At 56.5% G+C, this 24,653-nt stretch carries 21 protein-coding genes and 1 tRNA gene; 2 read left to right on the forward strand and 20 right to left on the reverse strand.

The genetic code is table 11. The features are described 5' to 3' along the window. Positions 1 to 111 precede the first annotated feature (111 nt). Genes MTP37_RS07255 through MTP37_RS07265 form a run of 3 tightly spaced genes read right to left on the reverse strand, consistent with a single transcriptional unit; the run spans position 112 to position 3,442 of the window. Positions 112 to 1,122, reverse strand: coding sequence for a TRAP transporter substrate-binding protein (locus tag MTP37_RS07255; RefSeq protein ID WP_249236675.1), 1,011 nt, complete (start codon positions 1,120 to 1,122; stop codon positions 112 to 114). After that, positions 1,119 to 1,922, reverse strand: a complete 804-nt coding sequence (locus MTP37_RS07260) for a response regulator transcription factor (RefSeq protein WP_249236676.1) — start codon at positions 1,920 to 1,922, stop codon at positions 1,119 to 1,121. The genes MTP37_RS07255 and MTP37_RS07260 overlap by 4 nt, the downstream gene beginning before the upstream one ends. Next, positions 1,919 to 3,442 (reverse strand): sensor histidine kinase, encoded by a 1,524-nt coding sequence (locus MTP37_RS07265; RefSeq protein WP_249236677.1) that lies wholly within the window; start codon positions 3,440 to 3,442, stop codon positions 1,919 to 1,921. Before MTP37_RS07265 ends, MTP37_RS07260 begins: the two co-directional genes overlap by 4 nt. 139 nt (positions 3,443 to 3,581) lie before the next feature. Between MTP37_RS07265 and MTP37_RS07270 the strand changes: the two genes are divergently transcribed. Next, complete coding sequence (locus MTP37_RS07270) at positions 3,582 to 4,115, forward strand: YcxB family protein (RefSeq protein WP_249236678.1); 534 nt, start codon at positions 3,582 to 3,584, stop codon at positions 4,113 to 4,115. A 136-nt stretch (positions 4,116 to 4,251) separates the two neighbouring features. Here the strand turns inward: MTP37_RS07270 and MTP37_RS07275 are convergent, their stop codons facing one another. From MTP37_RS07275 to MTP37_RS07310, 8 genes are all read right to left on the reverse strand, one after another. Then, complete coding sequence (locus MTP37_RS07275; protein WP_249236679.1) at positions 4,252 to 5,838, reverse strand: mannitol dehydrogenase family protein; 1,587 nt, start codon at positions 5,836 to 5,838, stop codon at positions 4,252 to 4,254. Positions 5,839 to 5,843: 5 nt separating this feature from the next. Then, on the reverse strand, positions 5,844 to 6,944 hold the full coding sequence (gene uxuA / locus MTP37_RS07280) for a mannonate dehydratase (protein ID WP_249236680.1): 1,101 nt from the start codon (positions 6,942 to 6,944) through the stop codon (positions 5,844 to 5,846). A 327-nt stretch (positions 6,945 to 7,271) separates the two neighbouring features. Next, positions 7,272 to 8,381 (reverse strand): DegT/DnrJ/EryC1/StrS family aminotransferase, encoded by a 1,110-nt coding sequence (locus MTP37_RS07285; protein WP_249236681.1) that lies wholly within the window; start codon positions 8,379 to 8,381, stop codon positions 7,272 to 7,274. 40 nt (positions 8,382 to 8,421) lie between these two features. Continuing rightward, positions 8,422 to 9,417 carry an NAD-dependent epimerase/dehydratase family protein gene (locus tag MTP37_RS07290; protein ID WP_249236682.1) on the reverse strand — a complete coding sequence of 332 codons (996 nt, stop codon included), beginning with the start codon at positions 9,415 to 9,417 and terminating at the stop codon, positions 8,422 to 8,424. After that, positions 9,414 to 10,376: a hypothetical protein gene (locus tag MTP37_RS07295; RefSeq protein WP_249236683.1), complete on the reverse strand. Its 963-nt coding sequence runs from the start codon at positions 10,374 to 10,376 to the stop codon at positions 9,414 to 9,416. Before MTP37_RS07295 ends, MTP37_RS07290 begins: the two co-directional genes overlap by 4 nt. A 13-nt stretch (positions 10,377 to 10,389) precedes the next feature. Then, a complete protein-coding gene (locus MTP37_RS07300) occupies positions 10,390 to 11,094 on the reverse strand; it encodes a WbqC family protein (RefSeq protein WP_249236684.1) in 705 nt (234 codons plus the stop codon). Between the two features lie 84 nt (positions 11,095 to 11,178). Continuing rightward, positions 11,179 to 12,642 carry a lipopolysaccharide biosynthesis protein gene (locus MTP37_RS07305; RefSeq protein ID WP_249236685.1) on the reverse strand — a complete coding sequence of 488 codons (1,464 nt, stop codon included), beginning with the start codon at positions 12,640 to 12,642 and terminating at the stop codon, positions 11,179 to 11,181. Next, on the reverse strand, positions 12,629 to 13,594 hold the full coding sequence (locus MTP37_RS07310; protein WP_249236686.1) for a glycosyltransferase family 2 protein: 966 nt from the start codon (positions 13,592 to 13,594) through the stop codon (positions 12,629 to 12,631). The genes MTP37_RS07305 and MTP37_RS07310 overlap by 14 nt, the downstream gene beginning before the upstream one ends. Positions 13,595 to 13,872: 278 nt before the next feature. Here MTP37_RS07310 and MTP37_RS07315 point away from each other — a divergent pair. Then, positions 13,873 to 13,956: transfer RNA gene (locus tag MTP37_RS07315), tRNA-Leu, on the forward strand. 333 nt (positions 13,957 to 14,289) lie between these two features. Here the strand turns inward: MTP37_RS07315 and MTP37_RS07320 are convergent. From MTP37_RS07320 to priA, 9 genes are read right to left on the reverse strand one after another with little or no spacing between them, the layout of a single operon-like run. After that, positions 14,290 to 14,925: a thiamine diphosphokinase gene (locus tag MTP37_RS07320; RefSeq protein ID WP_249236687.1), complete on the reverse strand. Its 636-nt coding sequence runs from the start codon at positions 14,923 to 14,925 to the stop codon at positions 14,290 to 14,292. An 18-nt stretch (positions 14,926 to 14,943) separates the two neighbouring features. Next, the gene (gene rsgA / locus MTP37_RS07325) at positions 14,944 to 15,822 is read right to left on the reverse strand and encodes a ribosome small subunit-dependent GTPase A (RefSeq protein ID WP_249236688.1); all 879 of its coding nucleotides are present in this window, start codon (positions 15,820 to 15,822) and stop codon (positions 14,944 to 14,946) included. A gap of 11 nt (positions 15,823 to 15,833) precedes the next feature. Further along, on the reverse strand, positions 15,834 to 17,741 hold the full coding sequence (gene pknB / locus MTP37_RS07330) for a Stk1 family PASTA domain-containing Ser/Thr kinase (RefSeq protein WP_249236689.1): 1,908 nt from the start codon (positions 17,739 to 17,741) through the stop codon (positions 15,834 to 15,836). Next, positions 17,741 to 18,481 (reverse strand): Stp1/IreP family PP2C-type Ser/Thr phosphatase, encoded by a 741-nt coding sequence (locus tag MTP37_RS07335; protein WP_249236690.1) that lies wholly within the window; start codon positions 18,479 to 18,481, stop codon positions 17,741 to 17,743. The genes pknB and MTP37_RS07335 overlap by 1 nt, the downstream gene beginning before the upstream one ends. Positions 18,482 to 18,498: 17 nt before the next feature. Then, positions 18,499 to 19,539, reverse strand: coding sequence for a dual-specificity RNA methyltransferase RlmN (gene rlmN, locus MTP37_RS07340; RefSeq protein WP_249236691.1), 1,041 nt, complete (start codon positions 19,537 to 19,539; stop codon positions 18,499 to 18,501). Between the two features lie 51 nt (positions 19,540 to 19,590). Next, positions 19,591 to 20,913 (reverse strand): 16S rRNA (cytosine(967)-C(5))-methyltransferase RsmB, encoded by a 1,323-nt coding sequence (rsmB, locus tag MTP37_RS07345; protein WP_249236692.1) that lies wholly within the window; start codon positions 20,911 to 20,913, stop codon positions 19,591 to 19,593. Further along, positions 20,913 to 21,833, reverse strand: coding sequence for a methionyl-tRNA formyltransferase (gene fmt / locus MTP37_RS07350; RefSeq protein WP_249236693.1), 921 nt, complete (start codon positions 21,831 to 21,833; stop codon positions 20,913 to 20,915). The genes rsmB and fmt overlap by 1 nt, the downstream gene beginning before the upstream one ends. Beyond that, complete coding sequence (def, locus tag MTP37_RS07355; protein ID WP_249236694.1) at positions 21,833 to 22,369, reverse strand: peptide deformylase; 537 nt, start codon at positions 22,367 to 22,369, stop codon at positions 21,833 to 21,835. Before def ends, fmt begins: the two co-directional genes overlap by 1 nt. A gap of 16 nt (positions 22,370 to 22,385) precedes the next feature. Further along, the gene (gene priA / locus MTP37_RS07360) at positions 22,386 to 24,644 is read right to left on the reverse strand and encodes a replication restart helicase PriA (protein WP_249236695.1); all 2,259 of its coding nucleotides are present in this window, start codon (positions 24,642 to 24,644) and stop codon (positions 22,386 to 22,388) included. Positions 24,645 to 24,653 lie beyond the last annotated feature (9 nt).

The following is a 24,653-nucleotide window of genomic DNA, read 5'->3' on the forward strand; positions in this document are numbered from 1 at the left end:
AAAGTGCTGGATGCCCTCCCCTTTTGGGTCCAGAGCACACAGCACTTTGCCGGTTCTTTATTCTGTTTTTCTGATTTCTTTGCCCATCTTTTCCGGGCTTTGCTGTAAGGCTTATGCCTGCTGAATGCGGGCGATAAGCCCGCTCTGCTCTGCAAACAGGTCGTACATGGGCTGAACCGCCGCACAGAACTTTTCTTTTTCCGCCTCATCCAGCTCGGTCACTTCAATACCGACCGCACGCATGTTCTCTTCGGATTCCGCTTCCTGCTGCGCCCAGAGCTTCCGCTCCACCTTGGCGCTCTCCCGGGCGCACATGCGGATGATCTCCGGATAGCTCTCACCCAGTTCGGCCAGCTTTTCCATCACCATGGGGCTTGCCAGCTGCACTTCCGGCACGCGGGTGTGCTCGTCCTTCAGGAAATACGGTGCCACCTCGTAGTGACCCATGGCCTCGTAGCTGGGCCAGTTGTTCTCCGCACCATCGATCTCACCGTTGTGCAGAGCGGCATACACCTTGCTGTACACCACCTTTACCGGCTTTGCGCCGAGGTCGGTGATCATTTCGCTCATCATATCCGATTCCTGCACGCGGATGGTCAGGCCCTGCAGATCCGCAAGGCCTGTCACCTTCTGCCGGGTGTAGATGCTGCGCACACCGGCATCAAACCACGACAGTCCCGTCAGCTCCAGCGACTCCAGCATGGAGAGAAATTCGTCGCCGATGGTCCCATCCAGCACGCGCCACATCTGGTCAGCGTCGGTGTAAAGGTACGGCAGCTGCAATACGCTCAGCGCCGGCTCGTACTCTGCCAGCTGGCTGAGGGACACGCGGGAGAAGTCAATGCCGCCAAACTGCATCTGCTGGATCACGCTCTGCTCCGCGCCCAGCTCTCCCCCGCTGTACACCAGCACTTTGACCCGCCCATTGGTGCGCTGGGCTACAAGGTCTGCAAAGGCCAGCGCTGCCTGCGTAGTAGGATAATCCTCCGGCTGGTTCTCCGCATAGCGCAGGATCAGCTCTGCCCCCGGCTCGTCCTGTACCGGCTGGTGGCCGCAGCCGGCCATCGGCAGGGTCAGCACCGCCGCGCCGAACAGGGCGGTGAGCATCTGACGGCGGGTCACAGGCGGGCCTCCCGAATCGTCTTTGCCGCCTCTTTGCGGTACTGGGTAGGCGTCATGCCGGTGCGCTTCTTAAAAGTACGGGCAAAATAACTGGAATCCTCGTAGCCCACCATGGAAGCTACCTCCGCTGCCGAACGGAACGGGTCGGTGAGCAACTCCTTGGCGGCGTTGATGCGCAGTTCGGTCAGGCAGTCCAGAAAGTTGGTCTTCTGGTATTTTTTGAACTGCGCGGAAAGATACGCCGGGCTGATATGCAGGATCTCGCTCACGCTGTCCAGTGAGAGGTCAAACATATAGTTATCCTCCATGTACTTGCGTACGTGGGCCATGACCAGTGCGTTGCGGTCATTTTCCCCTGCTTCGGCGGCATCACCCTCCGGATCAGCTTCCGGCTCCACCGGAGCCAGCTCTGCAAGGCGGCGGCCCGCTTCGATCTGGCGCATGGCTTTGCGGATGGAAGCTTCCACTTCGTCCGGGTTCACCGGCTTGAGCAGATAATCGCAGGCACCCAGATGCATGGCCTCGTGGGCGTACTGGAACAGACTGTAGGCCGTAACAAAGATCACCTTGCACTCCGGGCGCTGTTCCAGCACGGCGCGGGCTGCATCCAGACCGTTCATACCGGGCATCTCAATGTCCATCAGGATCAGGTCTGCGCCCCACAGCACCGCCGTATCCGCCGCCTTGCGGCCGTTTTCAGCTGTCTCAATGGTGATCTCGTGCTCAAAGCGGCGGGCAACGATATCCGCCAGAGCTTCTCTTTCCAGTACTTCGTCATCCGCGATCAACAGGCGAATCATTCCTCAAACTCCTCCTCATTTTCCACCAATGGCAGGTACAGCACCACCGCCGTACCGCGTCCCGGATGGGACCGTATCACAAGGCGGCTGTTCCGGTCCAGCAGACGCAGACGGGCTGCCACATTATAGATGCCAATATGTTCCCAGCGCTCACCGGGCTGACTGAGCGCCCCGCGCAGCTGCTGTAATCGTTCCGGCTGGATGCCCACGCCGTTATCCACTACACGGATGCACAACAGGTGTTTCTCCCGCAGCGGGTTGACCCGGATGCGCACCACACCGCCCTCCTCTTTGGGGCAGATGCCGTGCTTGAAGGCATTTTCCACGACAGGCTGCAAAATAAAGGACGGCACCATGGTCTCGGTTAGATCCAGCAAATCGGAAAAGCGCCACTCCATGCGCACACGCTCGCCAAAGCGGACATGGTAGATGGAATAGTATTCATCCACAATGCGCACCTCGCGGGAAAGCGGCACCTGTTCATCGTTGCTCATCAGACTGTAGCGCAGCAGATGCGAAAGCGCCATGATGAGCGCCTGGGTACGGTAGGCCGTCTCGGTGCCGGCAGTCTGCTGGATTACGTTCAGGGTGTTGAACAGAAAGTGCGGGTCGATCTGGCTGCGCAGCTGCTGCAGCCTGCTGCGCTCCATGCGGTTCTGCAGTTCCAGTGCTTCGGTCTTCTGGCGGTGCAGCTCCCGCTCGATCTCGTTTTTCTCCTGCAGGGTCGTCATCTGCTGGGCCATGGAGTGCTTCATAATGTTGAAGGACTCCGCCAGCTGGGCGATCTCCGGCTGCTTGGGCAGTGGAATATCCGGGATGTCGAATTTGCTCCGGCCAATGGCGCGGGATGCTGCGATCATCTGCTGCACCGGCGTGAGCAGCCGCATAACCATCAGGCCAGTAACGCAGCCCAGAGCCACGCACAGGGCCACCACGACCGTCTGCAGCAAAACAATGCGCTCGTTCAGAGCCGAGATGACGGTGTAGGAACCCTGTGCGTCCAGAATGGCCGTTTCCAGCAATTGCAGGGTGTACTGGCTCAGATAATCCCCGCAGGGCAGGATCTTTGCATAGTAAAGCTGCGAGGCTGCAGCGTCATTCCCGCTGCGCAGGTCGCTCTGCAGCTCTTCCAGCAGGCCAGTATAGGTCTGGTAGACGGTATCCACCGCGCCGTACAGAACCCGCTGCTCATCACTGACATTCTCCAGCTCTTCCAGACTGGTGCCGATGCGCCACAACCACGCATTGCAGGTCGAGGACGCAGACTGAAGCCGTTCCATGAGCTCATCCGTTTCGCTGTTCTCCCAGCGGTAGTTTTCCAGCACGGAAATAGAGCTTTCTACACCGCCCTGAAAGCGGCTGATGGCATTGAAGCTGCCCATCTGCGCGTCCTGTACCGCCTGCACTGCTCTGGACTGGTAGCCATTGAGCGCGAGCTGCATGGCAAAGGCCGCAAAAAATGCTGCCAGACACAGGCCCATGCGCTGCTTGAGGGTAAAACGCCATTTGCGGTGCTGCAATACCTGCCGCCTCCCTTTGTTTTATAATAGCTTATTCTACCACGCATTGGGCCGGATTGGCAAGGTTTGTGCGGGTTTCTCTTGCCTAAACCTCGCAATTGTGGTACGATGCCTATAAATACAAATAGGAGGCGACTCTATGTCCCATACCATTTCCGTTTCCACCACCATGGATGGACCCGGCTTCCATGATTTTGCCGTGTTTGACGCATTCCATCACCGCAAAGCATGGCTGCGTCCCGCCATTTTTGCCGCCATCATGCTGGCTTTTGCCGCCGTCTGCCTTTCGCAGCTGGGCAAGCGCCCGGGTGCCGGGCTGCTGGCTGCTGTGCTGGCCATTGTGGGCATCGGCCTGCCGGCAAGCTACTTTTACTCCTTTTTTCACAGCGTATCCAAGCAGATCCGGCAGATGCACCTGCCGCGAGCCTTCTACCGCGTGGAACTGGCCGACACCGGCATCGCCGTGTGGATGTACGGTCAGCAGGACAAACCCGAACCTACCAACCGCCACGCATGGGACAATTTTTACTGTGCCTACCGCACAGACAACGCTGTGTACCTCTACGTGGAAAAAGAAAAGGCCTACTTACTGAATGACCGCATGGAAGCGGTATGGCAGTTTTTGACCGGCATCCTGCCAAAGGAAAAGCTGCATGACTGCCGAAAAGCATAAGATCCAGCATACATACAGACAAAAAGAACTGCTGATGAGATGTCAGCAGTTCTTTTTTGTATATAAAAAACCCACGCTGCGGCAAAGCAAAGCGCAGCGCGGGTGCGAAGATATCTTAAATTATCGTGTCAGCAGATCAACGGGCCAGCGTATACTTGTGCAGGGTCTTGCGCACAGCGCCGGGGCCTGCAAACAGCTCCTTGGCCATGGACTCGATTTTCTCGCCCAGACCAACGGCATACAGATCCACACCGAACACGTCAACACGGCTGTACAGCTTCTTCAGGCAGCTGAAGTCCTGCTCGCCTTCCTTGACCTCCAGCGGAGCAACGATGGCCTGCAGTTCAGCCAGCAGCGGATCGGTGGAAGGCTCAAAGGCCTGACCATTGTCGTCGATGCCCTTCAGGTAGCGGGCATAGCCTGCCAGCACCAGCGGGATCAGGATCAGGTTGCTCTTGTCCAGACCACGTGCCTCGTATGCCTTGATCGTCTCACCAAAGCGGATGGCCAGCTTCTGAGAGGTATCGGTTACAATACGCTGGGGAGCATCGGGCATGAAGGGGTTGGGCAGACGGCGGTTGATGACAGCGCCGATGAACTCATAGGGGTTCAGCACGCCGGGATCAACGACCACAGGCATAGCCTCGATATAGCCGATCTTCTGGATGAAAGCACGCAGATCCTCGTCTGCCATCTCGGCAGAGATGAGGGTGTAGCCCAGCATGCAGCCATAGATGGACATGGCAGTGTGCAGGGGGTTCAGGCAGGTGCAGACCTTCATCTTCTCGATCTTGTCAACGGTCTCGCGGTCGCAGTACAGCACACCGCCCAGCTCCAGCGGAGGACGGCCATTGGTGTAGTGATCCTCGATGCACAGGTACTGGGTCTCCTCGGCGTTGACGAAGGGTGCAGTGAAGGTGTGCTTCTCGGTGACGATGGTGTAGTTGTCCTCAAAGCCGTCGTCAGCCAGCATCTTCTGCACCTTGGCGTCCGGGCGCGGGGTGATCTTGTCGATCATGCTCCAGGGGAAGGTGATCTTGGTCTCGTCCTGCACATAGGCCAGGAACTCGGCGGGTACCAGACCCTGCTCCACCCACTTTGCGGCGTAGGCGTGGACAGCATTCTTGACCTTATCGCCATTGTGAGAGCAGTTGTCCATGCTCTGAACGGTCAGGGGCAGCTTGCCGGCCTTGAAGCGCTCGTACAGCAGAGCAGTGACCTTGCCCATAGCCAGCACGGGGGTCAGGCCGCGCTCCAGATCAGCAGGAGCAACGCCGTAGCCCTTCTCGGTAATGGTGAAGGAGATCATCTGCAGGCTGGGGTTCTGGAAGATCTCCACCAGACGTGCCCAGTCCTCGCCGAAGGAGTAGTCAGCCTTCAGGCTCTCGGTGACGGAAGCCACGACCTTCTTTTCGATCTCGCCGGTGGACTTCAGGCAGACCAGCAGGCTCATATTGTCGTAGGGACGATAAGCCTTGTCGACAATCTCGTAGTCGAAGCTCTCGGCCACGATGACACCGCGGTCATACTTGCCGGTGTTCAGCGCATCGTTCAGGATGGCAGCCGGGAAAGCGCGGAAGATGTTGCCTGCACCGAAGTGCACCCAGGTGGGCTCGGCGTGGGTCTTGGCCTTGACAGCCTCGATATCGAATTTGGGCAGCTCATAGCCCTTTTCTGCCCATTCGGCAGACAGATTGCCATTTTTGATCTCAGACAGCTTCATATTCATCAGCCCTTCTTTTTCTCTTCATCCAGACGATCCAGCAGATCCCAGACACCCAGCATGTACTGGACGCCCAGAGCACGGTCATACTTGCCGTAACCGGGACGGCAGTTGCCGGGGCCTTCCTCCCACAGCTGACGGCCGTGGTCGGGACGGATGTAGCCCTCAAAGCCGCAGTCATGGTAAGCACGCAGCACCTCGATGATGCCGGTCTCGCCGCAGCAGTCGCGGTGAGCAGCCTCGGAGAAGTCGCCATTGGGGAAGTGGTGGATGTTGCGGATGTGACCAAAGGCAATGCGGTCGCAGTGCTTGCGCACGATCTCGGCACAGTTGTTGTTGGGGTTTGCGTTCAGGCTGCCGGTGCACAGGGTCAGGCAGTTGTACGGATCATCCACCATGCTCAGGAAGCGGTCGATGCTCTCAGCATCCACCAGCAGACGGGGCAGGCCGAAGATATCCCAAGGGGGATCGTCCTGATGGATGGCCATTTTGATGTCGCACTCATGGCAGGTGGGCATCAGTGCTTCCAGGAAGTACTTCAGGTTTTCCCAGAGCTTTTCCTTGGTGACAGGAGCATAGGCCTTGAACAGCTCGTCCAGCTTTGCCATGCGCTCCGGCTCCCAGCCGGGGAAGGTCATGTTATACTTCTCAGTGAAGGACATGATGTACTCGGCCATAGCCTTGTAATCGTCCTTGATCTTATCCTTCTCGTAGAACAGTGCAGTGGAACCGTCGCCCACGGGGTGGAACAGGTCGGTACGGGTCCAGTCGAACACCGGCATGAAGTTGTAGCAGATGACCTTGACGCCGAACTTGGACAGATTGCGGATGCACTGCTTATAGTTCTCGATGTACTTGTCGCGGGTGGGCAGGCCGATCTTGATGTCATCGTGAACGTTGACCGACTCAACAACATCCATATCAAAGCCGTAGGCGTGGATCTGATCGGCTACCTTCTGGATCTCGTCCACTTCCCAGATCTCACCGGGCATTTTGTCGTGCAGCGCCCAGACGATGCTGGTCACACCGGGGATCTGCTTGATGTCGCTCAGGCTGACGGGATCGTTGCCCTCGCCATACCAGCGCCAACCCATTTTCATAGGCATAGGAAAATCCTCCTGTTTTATATTTTTTGCTTTGCATTTTCCGCGCAGCCGTGTGCCGCGCTCTTGTACTTATATTCTAGTATATCAGTTCATTTTTTTCAATGGACGCTTTGCCGGATTTTAGTGTTTATTCTTGTATACTTTGGACAAAAAGAACAAAAACGTCCTCTCATGCAGGCAAAAATCCGAAAGTTCGTTTAGAAAATCACGATCTTTACGCCCTCGCGGCGGGACAAACAGCTCCCCTTCTGCGAAGTATTTCTCCCCTGCCCCACAAAAAATCCGCCGGGCACAGACACCCGGCGGACAGTTTTTCCTATATTGATATTACAGTTTCTGCTCTAAGACGATCTTGCAGATGCGGTCCGCATCCTCCATGGAAAGGTCGGCATACAGCGGCAGGGTCAGCACCCGTTTTGCCACATGCAGAGCCACCGGCGTTGCGTCCACATCGTATTTACCGTGGAAGCACTCGAAGGTGTTGGTGAGCGGATAAAAATACTTGCGCGCGCCTACTCCGTTTTGGGCCAGTGCATCCATTACCTCATTGCGGCTGGCACCAAAGAGATTTTCGTCAAACACCACCGGGAAGTAGGCATAGTTGGACCTGACCTCTGGCTGCTGCACATTCAGGCGCAGACCGTCCACGCCTTCCAGATGCTCACGGTAGCGCTCCACCACAGCCCTGCGCTTGGCGATCTCCTCATCCACATGGCGCAGGTTGCACAGACCCATAGCGGCACAGAACTCGTTCATCTTGGCGTTGGCGCCCACGGCATCCACCGCTTCCGGGCCGTGGATACCAAAGTTTTTCAGCTCGTACAGCCTGCGGCCCATATCCGGGTCCCGATAGCAGACCGCACCGCCCTCAATGGTGTTGAACACCTTGGTGGCATGGAAGCTGAAGCAGGAGGCATCGCCAAAATTACCGATGCCCTGCCCCTTATAGGTCTCGCCAAAGGTATGGGCGGCATCATACAGCACCTTCAGACCATACTTGTGGGCGATGCGCTCGATCTCTTCGATGTTGCAGACATTGCCGTAGACATGTACCGGCAGGATGGCACAGGTTCGGTCGGTGATGAGCCGCTCGATCTGGGTCACATCCATGGTGTAGGTCTCGGGGTCGATATCACAGAACACCGGTTCCAGCCCATTGCGCACGATGGCGTGGGTGGTGGACGCAAAAGTGAACGGCGTGGTGATGACCTCGCCCTGCAGATTCATGGCCTGCAGAGAAAGCTCCAGTGCCATGTGGCCGTTGGTGAGCAGCTCCACAGCAGGCACGCCCATGTACTTTTGCAGTTCAGCCTGCAGGGCTTTGTGTTTTTCGCCCATGTTGGTCAGCCAGTGGCTGTCCCAGATGGAGCGGATCTCTTCAATGTATTCTTCCATGCTGGGCATGGAGGAACGGGTAACAAGGATTTTGTTGTCCATTCTCAGTGCCTCATTTTCCGATTCCATTTTTCACAAAGGATTATTCATCTCGTAGCTCTTTGAATCGGTCGATCTGCATTTCTTCTTTGTAATTTTCAAACAATTTCAGGCAGGTATATTGTGGCTCGTAACCCAGCTCTCTTTTCGCGTTTTCCACATCCATCAGGAACCCTCCGCCTGCGATTTTATCCGGGCGGTAAACAATCTGTGACGGATGATCTTTGGGGGAAAACACCTTGATAATCGTTTCAATCTGCTCTTGCAGTGTGACTGGGATACCGGTTCCGACATTGTAGAAGCCGCCATCCCGATCTGCTTCAACGGCTTTACAAAGCATCTGTGCGCAGTCGTAAACATGAACCATGTCTTTCGAGTAGTTTGGGTCGCCCCACAACTCGATAGGCTCGCCCTTCTGTGCAAGATCAATCATCCGGTAAACCGGGCGAAGTGTTTTGACTCCATTCGGATGGTAATAATGATATGGGCTATAGCTGTAAATCGTCGGGAAGCGGAAGATGAACTTCTTGAGACCATATTGTTGGTAGTAATGCTCCATCAGTTCAATCGCTGTGTTTTTGCTGATAACATAAACCGCATGATCCCCCCGATAACTAAAATTATACGGAAGATCCGGTTTGAGTACGACACCCGGCTTTGCATACAGCGAGATGTCAAACACTGTCGTCGAGAACAGAATGCGGTCTGTATGGGTACGGCGGCAGTATTCTAGCACATTAAAGGCACCAATAATATTAGACTGCAAATACTGTTCCGGATGATAACCCTCCATATAGGAAGGAATCTGTGCCGCCAAATAGATTACTGCATACACATCTTCCTGCGGCAGAACAGAAAAATCCTCAGCCCGGGAAATATCCACGGAATAGTATGGAATGCCCCGTTTAGCAAAGAAATCCGTTTTTCTCCTACCGGAAGCGATTACCTCATATTCAGCCGGGTCAAAATACTCTCGTGCATATTTCAACACATAAGAACCCACATTTCCTGTCGCACCAAAAATCACGATCTTTTTCATTTTCTGGTTTCCTCCATACAATTAAAAACGGCTTGCAAAACGCGTTTCATATCGTTTTCAGTATACCGTTGGTCTATCGGAAGCGGCAGGATATTCTCTGCCAGCTGATGCTCTGCCTCTGTCTCTGGCAGGCTCTTTAGTACATTGGGCCAAAGAATCGGAATATAGATTTTCTCTGTCTGCAGTCTCTTGCGAATTTCCGCGCCATTTTGAAGCCACAGCGGATACATATATGGCCCTTCCGGAAGCCGGACATTCAGGCGGTTCACCGCACCAAAACCTTTGTGGAGATATGCAAAATTATTTTCCCTTGCATGTTTCGCCCGCTCATAGTCGATTGTGCGCAACAAATTGTGTGTTCCCTTTGACATCCACCGAATTGGCAGCGTTCCAAGCTGTTCCTCGTGCTGCTGATATGCACCATAGAATGCATTTGCAGAGTGTTCAAAGCGCCCCATCAGATATTCCAGCCGGGTGCAGGAACTATCCTGCTCCAGTTCTTCCGGCAAAACGCTCTCCGTATACAGGTAGGCACCATCCGGAACCCCAAAGAACTTGCGACAGGTATACACCGTATCCAGTCCATCCAGCGGCTTTGTGTAGAACGCCTGCACATTATCCAAAATCAAATGAAACTGCTCTGCCCATTCACAAATTTCGCTTTTCTGGTATTGTCCGTAATAGTTGATCAGATAAACCCACTCTGTTCTCGCAATCTCTGGCAGAAAAACCGGCCGCAACGATGCATCTACTGGGTAATACCGAATTTCTACATTTTCTGCCCGGCAGGCTTCCTCTATCACCTCACACAGCAGGCGTGGCAACCAGATTGAGCGAATCTTCCGGGCACGAAGCAAAAACCTCAGAGCATTGCGCGCACTATTCAGAGCAAGCGCTTCCTGATGATATTCCGCGCCGGAGTAAGTTTCCCACTCCAGGAAACCTCCAATCTCTTTCACGATTCGATCTCCTTCACTTGCAGACCAACTGATACCGGCCCAGCATTTCTCGGACAGTGTCTACTGAATTGAACATCATCACATCGACGATGGATAGATTCGGCTGAAATTCTCCGCCGAACTGATCGTAAGTGATAGGTTCTGTTTTCAGAAAGCTAAGCTTGACTCCTTGCTGACGGAAATCCGCAAACGAGTAAAGTTCCTGTCCTCCGATGGCATTGTAGTATTCTGTCGCGCCCAAAAGCTTGCAGATTTCCAGAACCTTGTCCTGTCCTTTCAGAGTGCAGTCTTTTTCCAGCGTCGAAGAAACAATCAGTTTTGTCGTGATTCCCAGATATTTGTTGATAAGCCGGAAAGATTCGGCATTGTACTGTGCAAGATTTTCCTTTTCACTGGTAAGAATTTTCTCCATAAGTGGGAATACTTTATCATAATATGGGGCCTTGCTGTATGCCCGCATCAGCTGATCCAGATTTTTCCGGATCAGTTTTGGGTCATTGTTAACACCTACTTCGTTGATATGTTTCATAGAGCTTGCACCAAGCATTGGTACATTAAAGTATTTTGGCTGGTCATTGACCAAAATACGGTTCCGGTTAATCCAACCGCCCTTGATAAAATTCACATCATCGTAAATCACATATTCATCGACCGCATTCATCAGCTGCCAATAACCAATGTACGGCACAAAATACGGTTGCATAATACCAAGTTTCACAGAAACGATCCGCTCCTTTGCAGAAAAGTATCAATGATATGCATTGCATGCTAAAACTCTTCCCGTTTTAAGCCCCTGCGCTGTTCACTCTTCATTATCAGCCCACGGCTTTTTCTGAATTTTGGGCTTCACGACATTCCAGAGATACTCAAACGTATCCAGCTTCAGCAGTGCAGAACCGCCCAGATACACCGCTGCGCCGATCAGGATCTGAATGACCAGCGTTACGATGTCTGGCAGATGTGCAAGATTGACCAGCCACATGCAGCAGCCCATGAAAACAGCCAGCAGAATGCTGGGCAGGATGTCTTTCAGCTGTTCCAGATAGCGGTAATCCAGTAATTTTCTGTTCGGCCATGTATTGATGAGCTGGCTCAGCAGGCTGCTCAGGATCAGGCTGTAGGCCATTGCCATCACGCTGATGCGGTAGGTCAGCAGGAGCAGGGTCAGGCCCATGATCTTCTTGATGATCTCCAACTTCAGATACACTCCGCTGCGGCCCATTGCCTTGATCGCATTCAGGTTTGCCGTGTGGATCGGATAGAACATGTAGGTGATGCAGAAAATCCGCAGATACGGCACGCAGGGCAGCCACTTCTCCGTCAGCACCAGCCGGACGAGCGGCTTTGCGCAGAAGAACATCGCCATCATCAGCGGCGCAATGACGTAAACGCAGGTCTTGATGGCACGGCGGGTCATGTTTTTCACCCGCGCAGGCTCGTCCTGCACGGCAGACATTGCCGGGAGCAGAACGCTGTCAATGGAAGAATCCACGTTGACCGCGATCGTATCCGGTGCAAGCATACCCTCATTATAAAAGGCAAGATCAGCCGATGTGTAAACGCGGCCGATCACAAGGCTGCGCAGATTATTGTATACGGTATCCAACAGGGAGGAAGCCAGCAGTCTCCAGCCATAGGACAGCAGCCCTTTCAGCCGCTGCCAAGAAAAGACCGCTTTCGGTCTCCAATGCACCGTGAGCCAAAGAATCAGCGTATCAATGGCCGTGTTGGAAAGCTGCTGTGCCACCAGCGCCCAGACGCCAAAGCCGGCATAAGCCATACCCAGCCCCAGAAATGCGGAGAACAGCGTACCGCCCAGCGTTGCAAAGAAAAAGCGTTTAAACAGCATATTGCGGGACACATAGGCCTGCTGGATGCCTTTGACACCGGAAAACACCAGCGTCAGGCTGGCAACGCGAACCACGGGCGTCAATGTAAGGTCTTTATAGAATGCCGCAATATAAGGTGCCGCAATAAACATTCCGGCGTACAACACCAAACATACCGCAAAGTTGAAATAGAATACCGACGAAAAATCCAGATCGTCTGCATCTTTTTTCTGGATCAGTGCTGTACCAAGACCGCTGTCGATGAACACCTGCAAAATGTTGATGAACACCGCCACCAGCGCCGTCTTACCGTAATCTTCCGGCATTAGAATACGGGCCAGCAGCAGCGTTACAACGGCTGTCACAAGCTGGGCACCGCAGCGCTCTGCAAAGCGCCAGATAAAGTTGTCAAGAATAATGTTCTTATCTTTTTTCATTTCGTTCTGTCTTAAACTCCGTCCGTACCGTATCCAGCACATGTATTTTCTTTTCCAGCGACAGTCCCATAAAAATGCCCAACTGCGGACCATGCAAAAGGCATCTGCCGCCTTTCTGGAGAACTGCCAGCTGCAGCTGGTCACGGTTCGCCACATCATTTACCGCCTTCTGGTATTCGGGCGCAACCCCCTGTTCACGGCAGTACCGGCGGAGCTTTTCTGTAAAGTCCGTTCTCGCTTTCTGGCTGCAAATGCGCTGCTGCTTAGACGCGTTGTTCTGGTTCCGGGCAGTCCACGAACCGGCGGTAAACATCCGGTAGACAGACATGATATCCTTTAAATAGTGGATCTTCCCGTTCAGCCGCATATAAACTGCACGCGGATAATCGCCGAATCCATTTGCTCTGAGTTCATCCGGTATGCAGAACCACTCTCTCCTGCATAAAATCGAGGACGTATGGAAACAGGCTGCACTGTAATTGACGACCTCCTTGAATGTGAGATCACGATCCTGTTCTCCTTTATACATCGGCCACGAACCGCCCGTGCGGCAGTCCAACAGCCGGGTATTGTGCACACAGGCCGCATACCCCTCATGCGATTCCAGAAAATCCACCTGCTTTTGCAGTTTGTTTTCATCGCACCAATAGTCGTCGCCTTCACAAATCGCCGTATACTTTCCCTTCGACCGAGGGAAAAGAATGCTTTTCGTGATGAATACTCCCTTAGAATACTGATTTTCAGTCTGGTAGACCGGTTTAATGATGTCCGGATACTTTGCCTCATATTCTGCGATGATCGCAGCAGTGTGATCTGTGGACGCATCATCATTTATAAGAACTTCATACCGGAAGTTCGTCTTTTGATTCACGAATCCGTCCAATGCGCTACGGATGTATTTTTCATGGTTATATGCGATACAAAGAACGGACACCACTACATCATCGTTCATTTTTATCTCCCCCGATGCTTCAACCGCACCGTTGCTTTTCCATAGTTGTACTTATAATATCACATGTCCCGATGCATTTCAACTTGTGCGTTTTTTCTGGGCATGAGTTTTCCGGCGATCTCCCCTCATACAACCGCTGTATCTATGCTTACACCGGATTTTTTTCAAAAAAGGGAAAAAGAGCTTGACTATCCGACAGGAACGTGGTAATATATTCAAGCAGTCCGCAAGCACAGCTTCAAACCTCAGAAGTTGGATGGACAGCACCAACAGAATATGCGAGGGTGGCGGAACTGGCAGACGCGCACGTTTGAGGTGCGTGTGGTTTATCCTTGGGGGTTCGAGTCCCCTCCCTCGCACCAAAAGATACCCGCGAAGTTACGTTAAAAATTCGTAGCTTCGCGGGTTTTTCGTTTTTGGCGGTGGTCAAATACTGCCAGATACTGCCCAATACTGCCTGATTTTGCGGGAGCAGAAAAAACACCAACAACAAGATCCCCTCTCTGACGGTACGTCCAGAACAGAGAGGGGATCTTTCAGTTTTCCTTTTTGATACCGAACAGCCTGCGCAGAATCCCGCGCAAGGCCTTGGGGCTCTGGATCACAATTACCTGCATATGCTCTCCCTGCCTTTCCGTTTTCTGCTCCATCCTATGCGGGCAGCAGACAAAACGTTCCGGCAGAAGCAGCAGGCATCAGTCCGGGATGGTCTCCACTGCCACCAGCGCACCGCTGCGGGTGCTGATGGTGATGCAGTCCGAACCTTCGGCGTACTCGTTGCTGACACCCAGCGGATACGCGGCGGTCAGCTCTGCGTTATCCAACTCATAATAAGAGCCGTGTTCGCACACGCCCTCTGCCCTGCCCTCCATCGGAAAGGCCGAGAAAAAGAAATAATTCTCCTTCGGGTAGCGGCGGGTCTCGCCGGGCATCACGTAGGTGATGCGGCTGCGCTCGTCCAGCAGAGTGGTGCGCACGCCGCGCCGCTCCAGCCCAAGGCCGGTGCACAGGTTTGCAAGCGTATGCTCTACCCGTCTGCCACCAAGGCCGCCCAGCAGCAGCACCTCGTCAAAACCTTTTTCTGAGGCCAGCTTTGCGGCATACTCAGTGTCGGTATCATCCTTGACGTGGGGCAGAACGATGATGTCGTCATCCTGCTTTTCCGGGCAGGGGGCGGTGTCAAAATCGCCCAGGATGATATCGGGCTTACAGCCCAGCGGGACACAGTTGCGATAGCCTGCATCACAGGCAATGATAAAATCGTCCGGCCGCAGGGCCTTTGCCAGCTCCGGCGTGACCGGGCAGGCCGAAATGATCACACAGCGTGACATGAATCTCTTCCTTATCCTTTATACTTTCGGGCGCTGCCAATCCTTCACGTCCTTGACTTCCTCGTACATGGCGCAGTAGCTGTCGTACCGGGTCTGAGAGAGCCTGCCATCTGCCAGTGCCGCGCGCACGGCGCAGCCTTTTTCGCTGCGGTGGGAGCAGCCGGTGAACTGGCACTGTCCCAGATAAGGCCCGAACTCCGGGAACGCATGCTCCAAATTTTCCTTGGAGATGAACCCGGCGCGGTTCGCTTCCAGACTGGCAAAGCCCGGCGTATCCGCAATGCGCCCGCCAAAGGCTTCAAAGATGGTCACCTCACGGGTGGTGTGGCGGCCGCGGCCCAGCTTCTGGCTGATGGCGCTGGTCTCCCGCTCGGCTTCCGGAAGCAGATGGTTCAGCAGGGTGGACTTTCCCACGCCGGAGTTGCCGCAGAAGGCGCACAGCCGGCCATTGATCCACTGCTTCACCTCGTCCAGTCCTGCACCGGTCTCATAGTCGATGCGGATGAACGGCAGGGTGGATCTTTCGTAGGCAGAGCGCAGGAACTCTGCCTCGGCCAGATCGCCCTTGGTGCACACGATCACCGGCTGCACGCCCTTGTCCACCGCAATGGCAGAAAGCTTATCCAGCACCAGCGTGCTGGGGGTGGGCTGGGTGGTGCTTGCCACCAGAAACAGCAGATCGAGGTTTGCCATCGGGGGGCGCACAAAAACGTTCTTTCGCGGTGCGATCTCCGCAATGACCGAAACACCGTTCTCGGTTTCCAGCGTCACTTCGTCGCCTGCAACCGGCGTGATCTTCTGTTTGCGGAAGATGCCGCGGGGCTTGCACTCCACAATGCCTTCCGGCGTTTTTACGTAGTAAAAGCCGCCGATGCCCTTTGTGATATATCCTTTCATGTGCGCCTCCGTCAGCTCAGCAGCGAGGACCACCAGTCGGTCAGAGGAGTCTGGGAAGGCTCCCCGCTGCCCGCTGTGCCCTGCTCACCACTCGCTGTTGTGCTGGAGGAAGAGGAGGACGAACCACCGCCGAACAGGCCGCTCCACCAGTCGCCGCCTGTCGTGCTGTCGCTGGGTGCTTCCGGTTCCGGTGCAGGCTCCGGCCCGGCACTGACCACGATGTTCACTCGGCCATTCAGCTTTGCGGTAGCGCCTGCCGCCGGGTTCTGACTGATGACGGTGCCCACCGGCTGGTCGCTGTACTGCTCAGACTGGCTGCCCAGACCCAGATGATTCTGCACCAGCAGGGTGCGGGCATCCTCGGCGCTCATGCCAATGAGCGAGGGCACCTTGGTGGTGGTCGCCACCTGCGGGCGGCTGATATAGACCACTATCGTGCTGCCTGCTGCCACCTGACTGCCTGCTGCCGGGTCGGTGCGGATGACCGCACCGGATGCCACTGTAGTATCCACAGCCTGCGTCACCAGCACCGAGACTCCCAGATCTTTAAGCTGCTGCTCTGCATCTGCCTGCACATAGTTGGTCAGATCGGGCACCGTGACATACTGGGTGCCCAGACTGACAGTAAGGGTCACATTCTGGCCCTCACGCACCGTGCGGCCGGAGACCGGCGACTGCTTGTAGATATAGCCCGCCGCATAGTCGCTGTTGTATTCCTGCTCCCAGGTAACACTGATCTGACCGGAGACAACCTGCTCGGTGGCGGCAGCCTCGTCCTGCGTCATTCCGATATAATCGCCCAGCGTGATATCTGCTTTGTTGTTCATCAGGTTGGAGGAGTCGTTCAGGATCATCCAGCACAGTGCAAGACAGGCAAGGGCAAATGCAATGGTGATGCCCAGCAGCGCCGGAAGATAAATGGTACGGCGCTTCTTTTTGCGGGATGCAGTCTTTTTGCTGCGGGGCGCAGGTTTTTCGGCAGGTCGATTTGTGCGGTTCTGGCTCATGGTACGTTTCACCACCTTTTCGGGTGCATCTTCTGTAATATATTTGTACTCGAACATCACGGAGGGATTCTGCACGTAGGCGTCCAGTGCATCCAGCATCTCGCGGGCAGAAGCATAGCGGTTCTGCGGCAGCTTTGCCATGGCTTTTTCGGTGATCTCCACCAGTGCGTTCGGTACCTCCGGCGCGATCTCGTGCAGAGACTTCGGCTTATCCGAGATCTGCTTGATGGCAACCTCCACCATGTCGTCTGCATCAAAGGGCAGATGACCGCTGAGCATCTCGTACATCATCACGCCCACCGAGTAGATATCGCTGGTGCAGTCGGTCTCATCACCTTTGGCCTGCTCCGGGCTGATATAATGCACGCTGCCCATGGCCTTGCCGCTGAGCAGCTGATTCTCGGCCCGGGAGATGCGCGCGATGCCAAAATCCATCATGCGCAGCTGACCATTGTCCAGAAGCATGATGTTCTGGGGCTTGATGTCCCGGTGCACCACACCGTTGGCATGGGCATGTTCCAGCGCCTTTAAGATCTGAGAGATAAAATGCACGGTCTCCCGGTTGGTCAGCTTGCCGCCGCGCTGGTTGAGGTACTCGCGCAGGGTCATGCCGTCCACATATTCCATCACGATATACTGCAGATCATCGTTCACCGAAACATCATATACCTTGACGATGTTCGGGTGGTTCAGCAGCGAGATGGCCTTGGATTCATTTTTAAAACGGCGCACAAGATCCGGGTCATGCATATACTCCTGCCGCAGCACCTTGACCGCCACCACTGTCCCGGCGGGAACAGGGCCGTTCTGGCCAAGCATGACCGCCTTGTAGACGTTCGCCATGCCGCCGGAGCCGATCAGCTCCTTCACCTCATACAGGCCATCCAGCTTTTTGCCGATCAGGTTGTCCATCAGCGCACCTCCTCCACACACAGAAGCAGCGCGGTGATGTTATCCGGGCCGCCGTTTTCGTTGGCAGTGCGGATCAGCAGATCCGGCAGATCATAGAACTTTCCCGTGCGCAGCAGCTGTTCCAGCTGTTCTTTGGGCACCGCATTGGTCAGGCCGTCCGAGCACAGCAGCAGGATATCTCCGCTGTGCAGCTGTGCGGTGGCAAACTCCGGTTCCAGCCGGTAGTCCACACCCAGAGCACGGGTGATGATGTTCTTCTGGGGGTGATGCTCGGCCTCCTCCACGGTAATGGTGCCGCAGTCCACCAGCTCCTGCACGTAGGAGTGGTCGTGGGTGAGCTGGGCAAGCTGTCCATCCCGGTACAGGTACGCCCGCGAGTCACCTGCATGGCACAGATACACCCTGCCAGAGCGCACCAGTGCGCACACCGCCGTAGTGCCCATGCCTGCCAGTGCTTCCTCCCGCAGGGCCTTCTGGAACACAAAGCGGTTGGCGCTGAGCAGTGCTTTTTTCAGGAAGGTCTCTTCCTCGCCGGGCAGGCACTTGGAAGCATACTGCTCCTGAAAGCAGCGCTCAATGACATCACATGCGCTCTCACTGGCTTCCCTGCCGCCGCGTGCACCGCCCATGCCGTCACACACCAGCAGCCATGCGGCATCGCCGGGCAGCTCTCCTGCGCGATAATCGTCCTGATTATCCTGCCGGACCCGGCCGACATCCGTTTTTCCTGCAAGTTTCATAGGATACTCCCTCTATTTTACGCTTTCCCGTTCATTTCGTCCCGGCGCAGCTGGCCGCAGGCGGCGCTGATCTCGCTGCCAAGACGTCGGCGCACCGTAGCATTGACGCCAAGGCTTTCCAGCTTCTGCTGGAAGCGGCGCACATTGGCGGCATCGGTAGCCGAATACGGGCTGCCGTCCACAGGGTTGATGGGGATCAGGTTCACATGAGCCCCCATGCCCCGGATGAGGTTTGCCAGCTGCTTTGCACAGGCATCCGAATCGTTGACGCCGCGCACCATGGAATACTCAAAGCTCACCCGGCGTCCGGTGGTATCCTGATAGCGGCGCACGGCCTGCATCAGCACTTCCACGGGGTAGGCGTCGTTCACCGGCATCATGCCGCTGCGGATCTCGTTGTTGGGCGCGTGCAGCGATACCGAAAGGGTGAGCTGCAGCTTTTTCTCGGCCAGCAGATCGATCTTTGGCACAAGGCCGCAGGTGGAAAGACTGATGTTGCGCATCCCGATGTTGACGCCCTCGGGCGAGGTGATATTTTCCAGAAACTTCATCACTTCGTCAAAGTTGTCCAGCGGTTCCCCGATGCCCATGAGCACGATGTGGGAAATGCGCTCGCCAATATCCTTCTGTGCGGTGTAAATTTCGGAGCAGATCTCGCCGGCTTCCAGATTGCGCACCCGGCCTGCCTGCGTAGAGGCACAGAAGCGGCAGCCCATGCGGCAGCCCACCTGAGTGGACACACACACGGTATTGCCGTAGTGGTAGCGCATGACAACGGTCTCGATGCAATTGCCGTCTGCCATGCGCAGCAGATATTTTACGGTGCCGTCCTTTGCTTCCTGCCGGCGCTCGATCTGGGGTGCTGCGATATAGAAGCTTTCTTCCAGCTTTGCCAGCAGGGTCTTGGGCTGGTCGGTCATAGCAGAAAACTCGGTGACCAGCTTCTGGTGCACCCAGTGGAAGATCTGCTTTGCCCGGAAACCCGGCTGGCCCATCACTTTCAGTTCAGCGGTCAGCTCTGCCAGCGTCAGGGAAGAGATACAGCGTTTTTGTTCCATTGTGTTCTCCTATTGGTTTTTACGAATAAGCTGCCTGTTTCATTGCAGCTCTCACCCGTTTTTCTGCATGGCGCACAGGAAAAATCCATCCATGCCGGTACGGGTGGGCACCGAAAGCGCACCATGCTCCCCTGCCGTCATCCCGGCGGGCAGCGCCACGGCGGGCTTTACCACCGTAAACTCCGGGTGACGGACCAGAAATGCCGCGATCTGCTGCTGGTTCTCTGCCGGGTCGATGGTGCAGGTGGAGTACACCAGCCTGCCGCCCGGTTTGAGCAGCTGTGCCGCCGTATCGAGGATGGCCGACTGCGTGGCCAATAATTCAGCTTCGCGGGCCGGTTCCAGCTTTTTGTAGCGCAGATCCGGCTTTTTAGCCAGAATGCCCAGACCACTGCAGGGCACATCTGCAAGGATGCGGTCGGCCTGCGGCAGAGCCGGGTTTCCCTTGGTGGCATCACTGCACAGGACCTCCACATTGGTCAGTCCCATGCGCTGCACCGTCGTGCGGATCAGACCCACGCGGTTCTCGGCGGCATCGCAGCTGTAGAGCCTGCCGGTATTCTGCATCTGCTCGGCCAGCAGGACGGTCTTGCCGCCGGGGGCCGCGCACAGGTCGATGACCGTTTCACCGGGCTTTGCTTCCACGCAGAGCGCTGCCAGCTGGCTGGCCTGCCCTTCCACATGGAAATATCCCTGCCGGAACAGCTCGTTTTCCGCCGGGCTTCCCTCGAACCGGGCCAGCACACTGCCGGGCATAACGCCGGGCTTCGCTTCCTTTGCTCCGGAAGCCAGCAGCTTTGTGCAGAGTTCTTCTGCGCTTGTCTTCAGCGGGTTTGCCCGCAGGCTGGTCATGCCGCCATCGGCTTTGTAGGTGAGGATATCCAGTGCTTCATCCGGGTAGTTTTTGTGCAGAAATTCCGCCACATCCTGCCCGGCAGAGCCCAGCACCATGAGCCGCTCCACTTCGTTTTTGAAGCTTGCGGTGCTCAGGTCGTAGCTGCACGCCTTGCGCAGCACAGCGTTGACCAGACCGGATGCGCTGGATTTTTTGAAGGTGCGGGTCAGCTTGACCGCTTCGTTCACCGCTGCGGATACCGGCACCTGCATATAGCGGGCCTGCGCCAGCGCAGCACGCAGGATCTCGCGCACCGGTGCATCCAGCTTTGCAAGGCCCTTGGGCAGGAACTGGCACAGGATGTGATCCAGCGTGCCCTGATGTTCCAGCACGGTATAAAAAATGGCACTGGCAAAAGCTTTATCGCGGTCTTCCAGCCGCTGGCGCTTGAGTTCAGCATCCAGAACAAGGTTGGAAAAACCGGCCTGCTCCTGCCGCACCAGCGCCGCCACAGCTGCCGCGCGCGGATTTGCCGCCATCAGAGGATATCCCCCGTTTTGAGGCGCTGACCGGCGGCAAATGCGGTGCCGTCCATGGGCTTTTTGCCTTCAGGCACCACATTCAAAAGCTGGACAGCACCTTCTCCGCAGGCCACGGTCAGCGGCTTTGTCGCCAGCACCGTGCCGGGCGCTTTGCCGGAAGCTTCCACCGCACGGCACTCCATCACCTTGAGCTTCTTGCCGCCGGAGGTGACAAACCATGCACCGGGCCACGGGTTCATGCCGCGCACCCAGTTGTGGATGTGGGCGGCAGATTCGGTAAGGCGGAACTCCGCCATCTCTTTATTGAGCATGGGAGCAAGGCAGGCGTTTGCATGGTCCTGCGGCTGGGGTTTCAGCGTTCCGGCGGCGATGGCGGGCACTACCTCACACAGTACCCGTGCACCCACGGCGGTCACGCGGTCAAACAGCTCGCCGCTGGTCTCCTCCGGGTCAATGGTGATCTTCTCACAGCAGAGCACATCGCCGGTATCCAGTCCCTCGTCCATCTGCATGATGGAAACGCCGGTCTCAGCGTCGCCGTTCAGCACGGCCCACTGCACCGGAGCGCTGCCGCGATACTTGGGCAACAGGGAGACATGCAGGTTGATGCAGCCATATTTCGGCGTTTCCAGCACCGACTTCGGCAGGATGCAGCCATAAGCCACCACCACGATCAGCTCCGGGGCCAGTGCGCGGATATTTTCATCTTCGCTGCCGTCCCGCAGGGTACGGGGCTGGAACACCGGCGTGCCGTGGGCAAGCGCCACTTCCTTGACCGGGGGTGCGGTAAGCACCTGCTTGCGGCCAACCGGCTTATCCCGACGGGTATACACTGCACAGATGTCATGCCCGGCAGCATACAGGGCTTTCAGGCACTCGGCGGCAATATCCGGCGTGCCCATGAACAGAATGCGCATCAGTTGTTTCCTTTCGCTTCGCGGGCAGCTTTTTTGCCCTCTTCGGTATCCTCATAGAAATACTCACTGGACTGCATGATGGTGATGCCGTCCAGATGGTCGTTCTCATGCTGGATGCAGCGGCCCAGCAGATCCTCGGCTTCCAGCTCAAACCACTCACCGTGGCGGTCCTGTGCGCGCACCTTGACAGCGACGGGGCGGGTCACGGCGCCGTTATGGCCCGGGAAGGACAGACAGCCCTCATAGGCGGTCTCCTCTTCCTCGGATACGGCCAGGATCTCCGGGTTCACAAAGTCGATAAACTTGTACTCGTAATCCTCCGGGATCTCCTCCGGGGCATCGGTGGTGTCCCACACCACGAACAGGCGGCGCAGCATGCCCACCTGCGGGCCGGCCAGACCCACACCGTCGGCGGCGATCATGGTCTCGTGCATGTCATCCAGCAGGGTAGCCAGACGGTCATCAAAGGTAGTCACGGGGCGGCAGACCTTATTCAGGATGGGGTCGCCCTCTTTTACAATATTACGGATTGCCATTTATGGTACCTCCTAATCAGATATCTCCGTCCGAATGCAGATCCACCGCAACGGTGGCCTTGGACGGAAGTTTTTCCTGTTCATACAATTCCAGTGCGCTGCGCACGAGGTCGCGGAAGCGGCGGTCGTTGCGGCACTTGATGGTAAGCTTATAGCGATAGGTGTCGTTGATCTTCTCGATACTGCCGGGGGTCGGTCCCAGCACCCGCAGGGGCAGGTCCGGCTGTTTTGCTGCCTGCTGGCCCAGAAGGGCCGCAAAGCGTGCTGCGGCCCTTGCCACCTCAACTTCTTTTGCACCCGCAAAGCCGATGACGCACAGCCCGCAGAAGGGCGGGTAGAGGCCCAGCTTGCGATATGCAATTTCCTGCTCGAAGAAGGCGTCGTAGTCCTGCGCGGCGGCGAGGTTGAGGACGGGGTTGTCGGGGTCGGTGGTCTGGATGATGGCAAAGCCCGGGTCTTTGGCCCGGCCGCTGCGGCCTACCACCTGCGTGATGAGGCTGAACACGTTTTCGTAGGCACGGAAGCCCTGCGCAAACAGCAGTGAATCGATTCCCAGCACGCCCACAAGGGTCACGTCCTCAAAATCCAGTCCCTTGGCCACCATCTGGGTGCCCACCATGATGTCGTATTCGTGATCTGCAAATTTTGCCAGCAGCTTTTCGTGAGCGTCCTTGGCCGCGGTAGAATCCTGATCCATCCGCAGCACCCGTGCATCCGGGAAGAGCTTTGCCAGCTCTTCCTCCGCTTTCTGGGTGCCGAACCCCCGGTACTGCAGCTTGCCGCCGCAGGTGGGGCAGACGGTGGGCGGTTCCATCTGGCTGCCGCAGTAGTGGCACAATACCTTATGCGCCGATTTATGGTACACCATGGGCACGCTGCATTTTTGGCACTTGAGCACCTCGCGGCAGTCCTCGCACTGGGCCATGGTCTGGTAGCCCCGGCGGTTCAGCAGCAAAATGGTCTGCTTGCCTGCGTCCAGATTGCGGCGGATGGCGTCCTCCATGGCAAGGCTGATCTCCCGCGGGTTGCCCGATGTCAGCTCGGCGCGCATGTCCACGATCTGCACCTTCGGCAGCGGGTTGCCGCCGTAGCGCTGAGTGAGCCGCACCAGCTGGGTGCGGCCGTGCTGGGCCGCGTAAAAGCTCTCGGTGCTGGGGGTGGCGCTGGCCAGCAGCAGCAATGCACCGTTCTCTGCCGCACGCTGCCGGGCCACCTCGTGGGCAGAATAGCGGGGCGCGGATTCCGAGCGGTAGGTGTGCTCCTGCTCTTCATCGATGATGATGAGCCCGATGTTTTCCAGCGGCGAAAAAATGGCACTGCGGGTGCCCACCACAATATCGGCTCCGCCGTCCTGGATCATCTGCCATTGCAGCAGACGTTCCGTGTGGTTGAGGGCAGAGTGCTGCACCGCCACCCGGCGGCCAAACTGGCTCTTGAGCCGCAGGATCATCTGCGGCGTCAGGCTGATCTCCGGCACCAGCACCAGCGCTTTCCGGCCCTGTTCCAAACAGTGTGCGATCAGCTTTAAAAACACAAGCGTTTTGCCGCTGCCGGTTACACCGTACAGCAATGCCGAGTGGGGCGCATCATCCTCCAGCTTTGGCAGCAGCGCATCATAAGCCGCCTGCTGTTCTGCCGTCAGGCAGATGGGCTCGTTTTTGAGCGGAATGGACGAATACAGGTCGATGGACTTGTTCACCTTGCTGCATTCCAGCACGCCTTTGGCGCACAGATTATCCAGCACAGCACGGCTGATGCCCTTGTCCTCCAGCTCGTTCAGGGTGCGGGGCCCGCCGCCCAGCAATGCCACTGCCGCCAGCTGCTTGGCAGTCGGTTTGGGCTTTTGCGGCAGCCCGCCCACAAGGCGGTAAGAGTTTTCTGTGTGGCGGGTGAGCTGCTTTTGCAGCACCGGCGTCACACCGTCTGCCGCCACAGCGGGCTTGTACTGCGCACCATAGGGAATGACCGCCTTGACCGCTTCATAATAGGTGCAGAAGGTGCGTTCCTTCAGAAAATGCACCAGCCGCAGCAGTTCCGGGGTCAGGCAGGCGGATGCCGGGGCCACGTCGAAAAGATATTTCAGCTTCGCGCTTTCCGGCTCGGCATCGCAGGCCAGCACCACGCCCATGCGGGCGCGGCTGCCGCGGCCAAAGGGCACCAGCACCATGCTGCCCAGCTTTACGGTGTCCTGCTGGTCCGGCATGACCGCGTAGGTATACAGCTTATCAAAGTGGAAGGTCGCATTGCTGACGGCAACACCTACCGTTTTGGGCATTCGTCCAGC

The sequence above is a fragment of the Faecalibacterium sp. HTF-F genome, from assembly GCF_023347535.1.
In the GTDB taxonomy this organism is placed as follows: Bacteria; Bacillota; Clostridia; order Oscillospirales; family Ruminococcaceae; genus Faecalibacterium; species Faecalibacterium wellingii.

What these genes read in the sequence shown, in the direction of transcription:
- MTP37_RS07270 (WP_249236678.1), top strand. Translation starts at nt 3,582, where the DNA reads ATGTCCCATACCATTTCCGTTTCCACCACCATGGATGGACCCGGCTTC.
- rsmB (WP_249236692.1), bottom strand. Translation starts at nt 20,913, where the DNA reads ATGGCGGCAAATCCGCGCGCGGCAGCTGTGGCGGCGCTGGTGCGGCAG.
- priA (WP_249236695.1), bottom strand. Translation starts at nt 24,644, where the DNA reads ATGCCCAAAACGGTAGGTGTTGCCGTCAGCAATGCGACCTTCCACTTT.
- rsgA (WP_249236688.1), bottom strand. Translation starts at nt 15,822, where the DNA reads ATGAAAGGATATATCACAAAGGGCATCGGCGGCTTTTACTACGTAAAA.
- MTP37_RS07335 (WP_249236690.1), bottom strand. Translation starts at nt 18,481, where the DNA reads ATGAAACTTGCAGGAAAAACGGATGTCGGCCGGGTCCGGCAGGATAAT.
- uxuA (WP_249236680.1), bottom strand. Translation starts at nt 6,944, where the DNA reads ATGCCTATGAAAATGGGTTGGCGCTGGTATGGCGAGGGCAACGATCCC.
- MTP37_RS07305 (WP_249236685.1), bottom strand. Translation starts at nt 12,642, where the DNA reads ATGAAAAAAGATAAGAACATTATTCTTGACAACTTTATCTGGCGCTTT.
- fmt (WP_249236693.1), bottom strand. Translation starts at nt 21,833, where the DNA reads ATGCGCATTCTGTTCATGGGCACGCCGGATATTGCCGCCGAGTGCCTG.
- pknB (WP_249236689.1), bottom strand. Translation starts at nt 17,741, where the DNA reads ATGGACAACCTGATCGGCAAAAAGCTGGATGGCCTGTATGAGGTGAAG.
- rlmN (WP_249236691.1), bottom strand. Translation starts at nt 19,539, where the DNA reads ATGGAACAAAAACGCTGTATCTCTTCCCTGACGCTGGCAGAGCTGACC.
- MTP37_RS07310 (WP_249236686.1), bottom strand. Translation starts at nt 13,594, where the DNA reads ATGAACGATGATGTAGTGGTGTCCGTTCTTTGTATCGCATATAACCAT.
- MTP37_RS07275 (WP_249236679.1), bottom strand. Translation starts at nt 5,838, where the DNA reads ATGAAGCTGTCTGAGATCAAAAATGGCAATCTGTCTGCCGAATGGGCA.
- MTP37_RS07290 (WP_249236682.1), bottom strand. Translation starts at nt 9,417, where the DNA reads ATGAAAAAGATCGTGATTTTTGGTGCGACAGGAAATGTGGGTTCTTAT.
- def (WP_249236694.1), bottom strand. Translation starts at nt 22,369, where the DNA reads ATGGCAATCCGTAATATTGTAAAAGAGGGCGACCCCATCCTGAATAAG.
- MTP37_RS07320 (WP_249236687.1), bottom strand. Translation starts at nt 14,925, where the DNA reads ATGTCACGCTGTGTGATCATTTCGGCCTGCCCGGTCACGCCGGAGCTG.
- MTP37_RS07285 (WP_249236681.1), bottom strand. Translation starts at nt 8,381, where the DNA reads ATGGACAACAAAATCCTTGTTACCCGTTCCTCCATGCCCAGCATGGAA.
- MTP37_RS07260 (WP_249236676.1), bottom strand. Translation starts at nt 1,922, where the DNA reads ATGATTCGCCTGTTGATCGCGGATGACGAAGTACTGGAAAGAGAAGCT.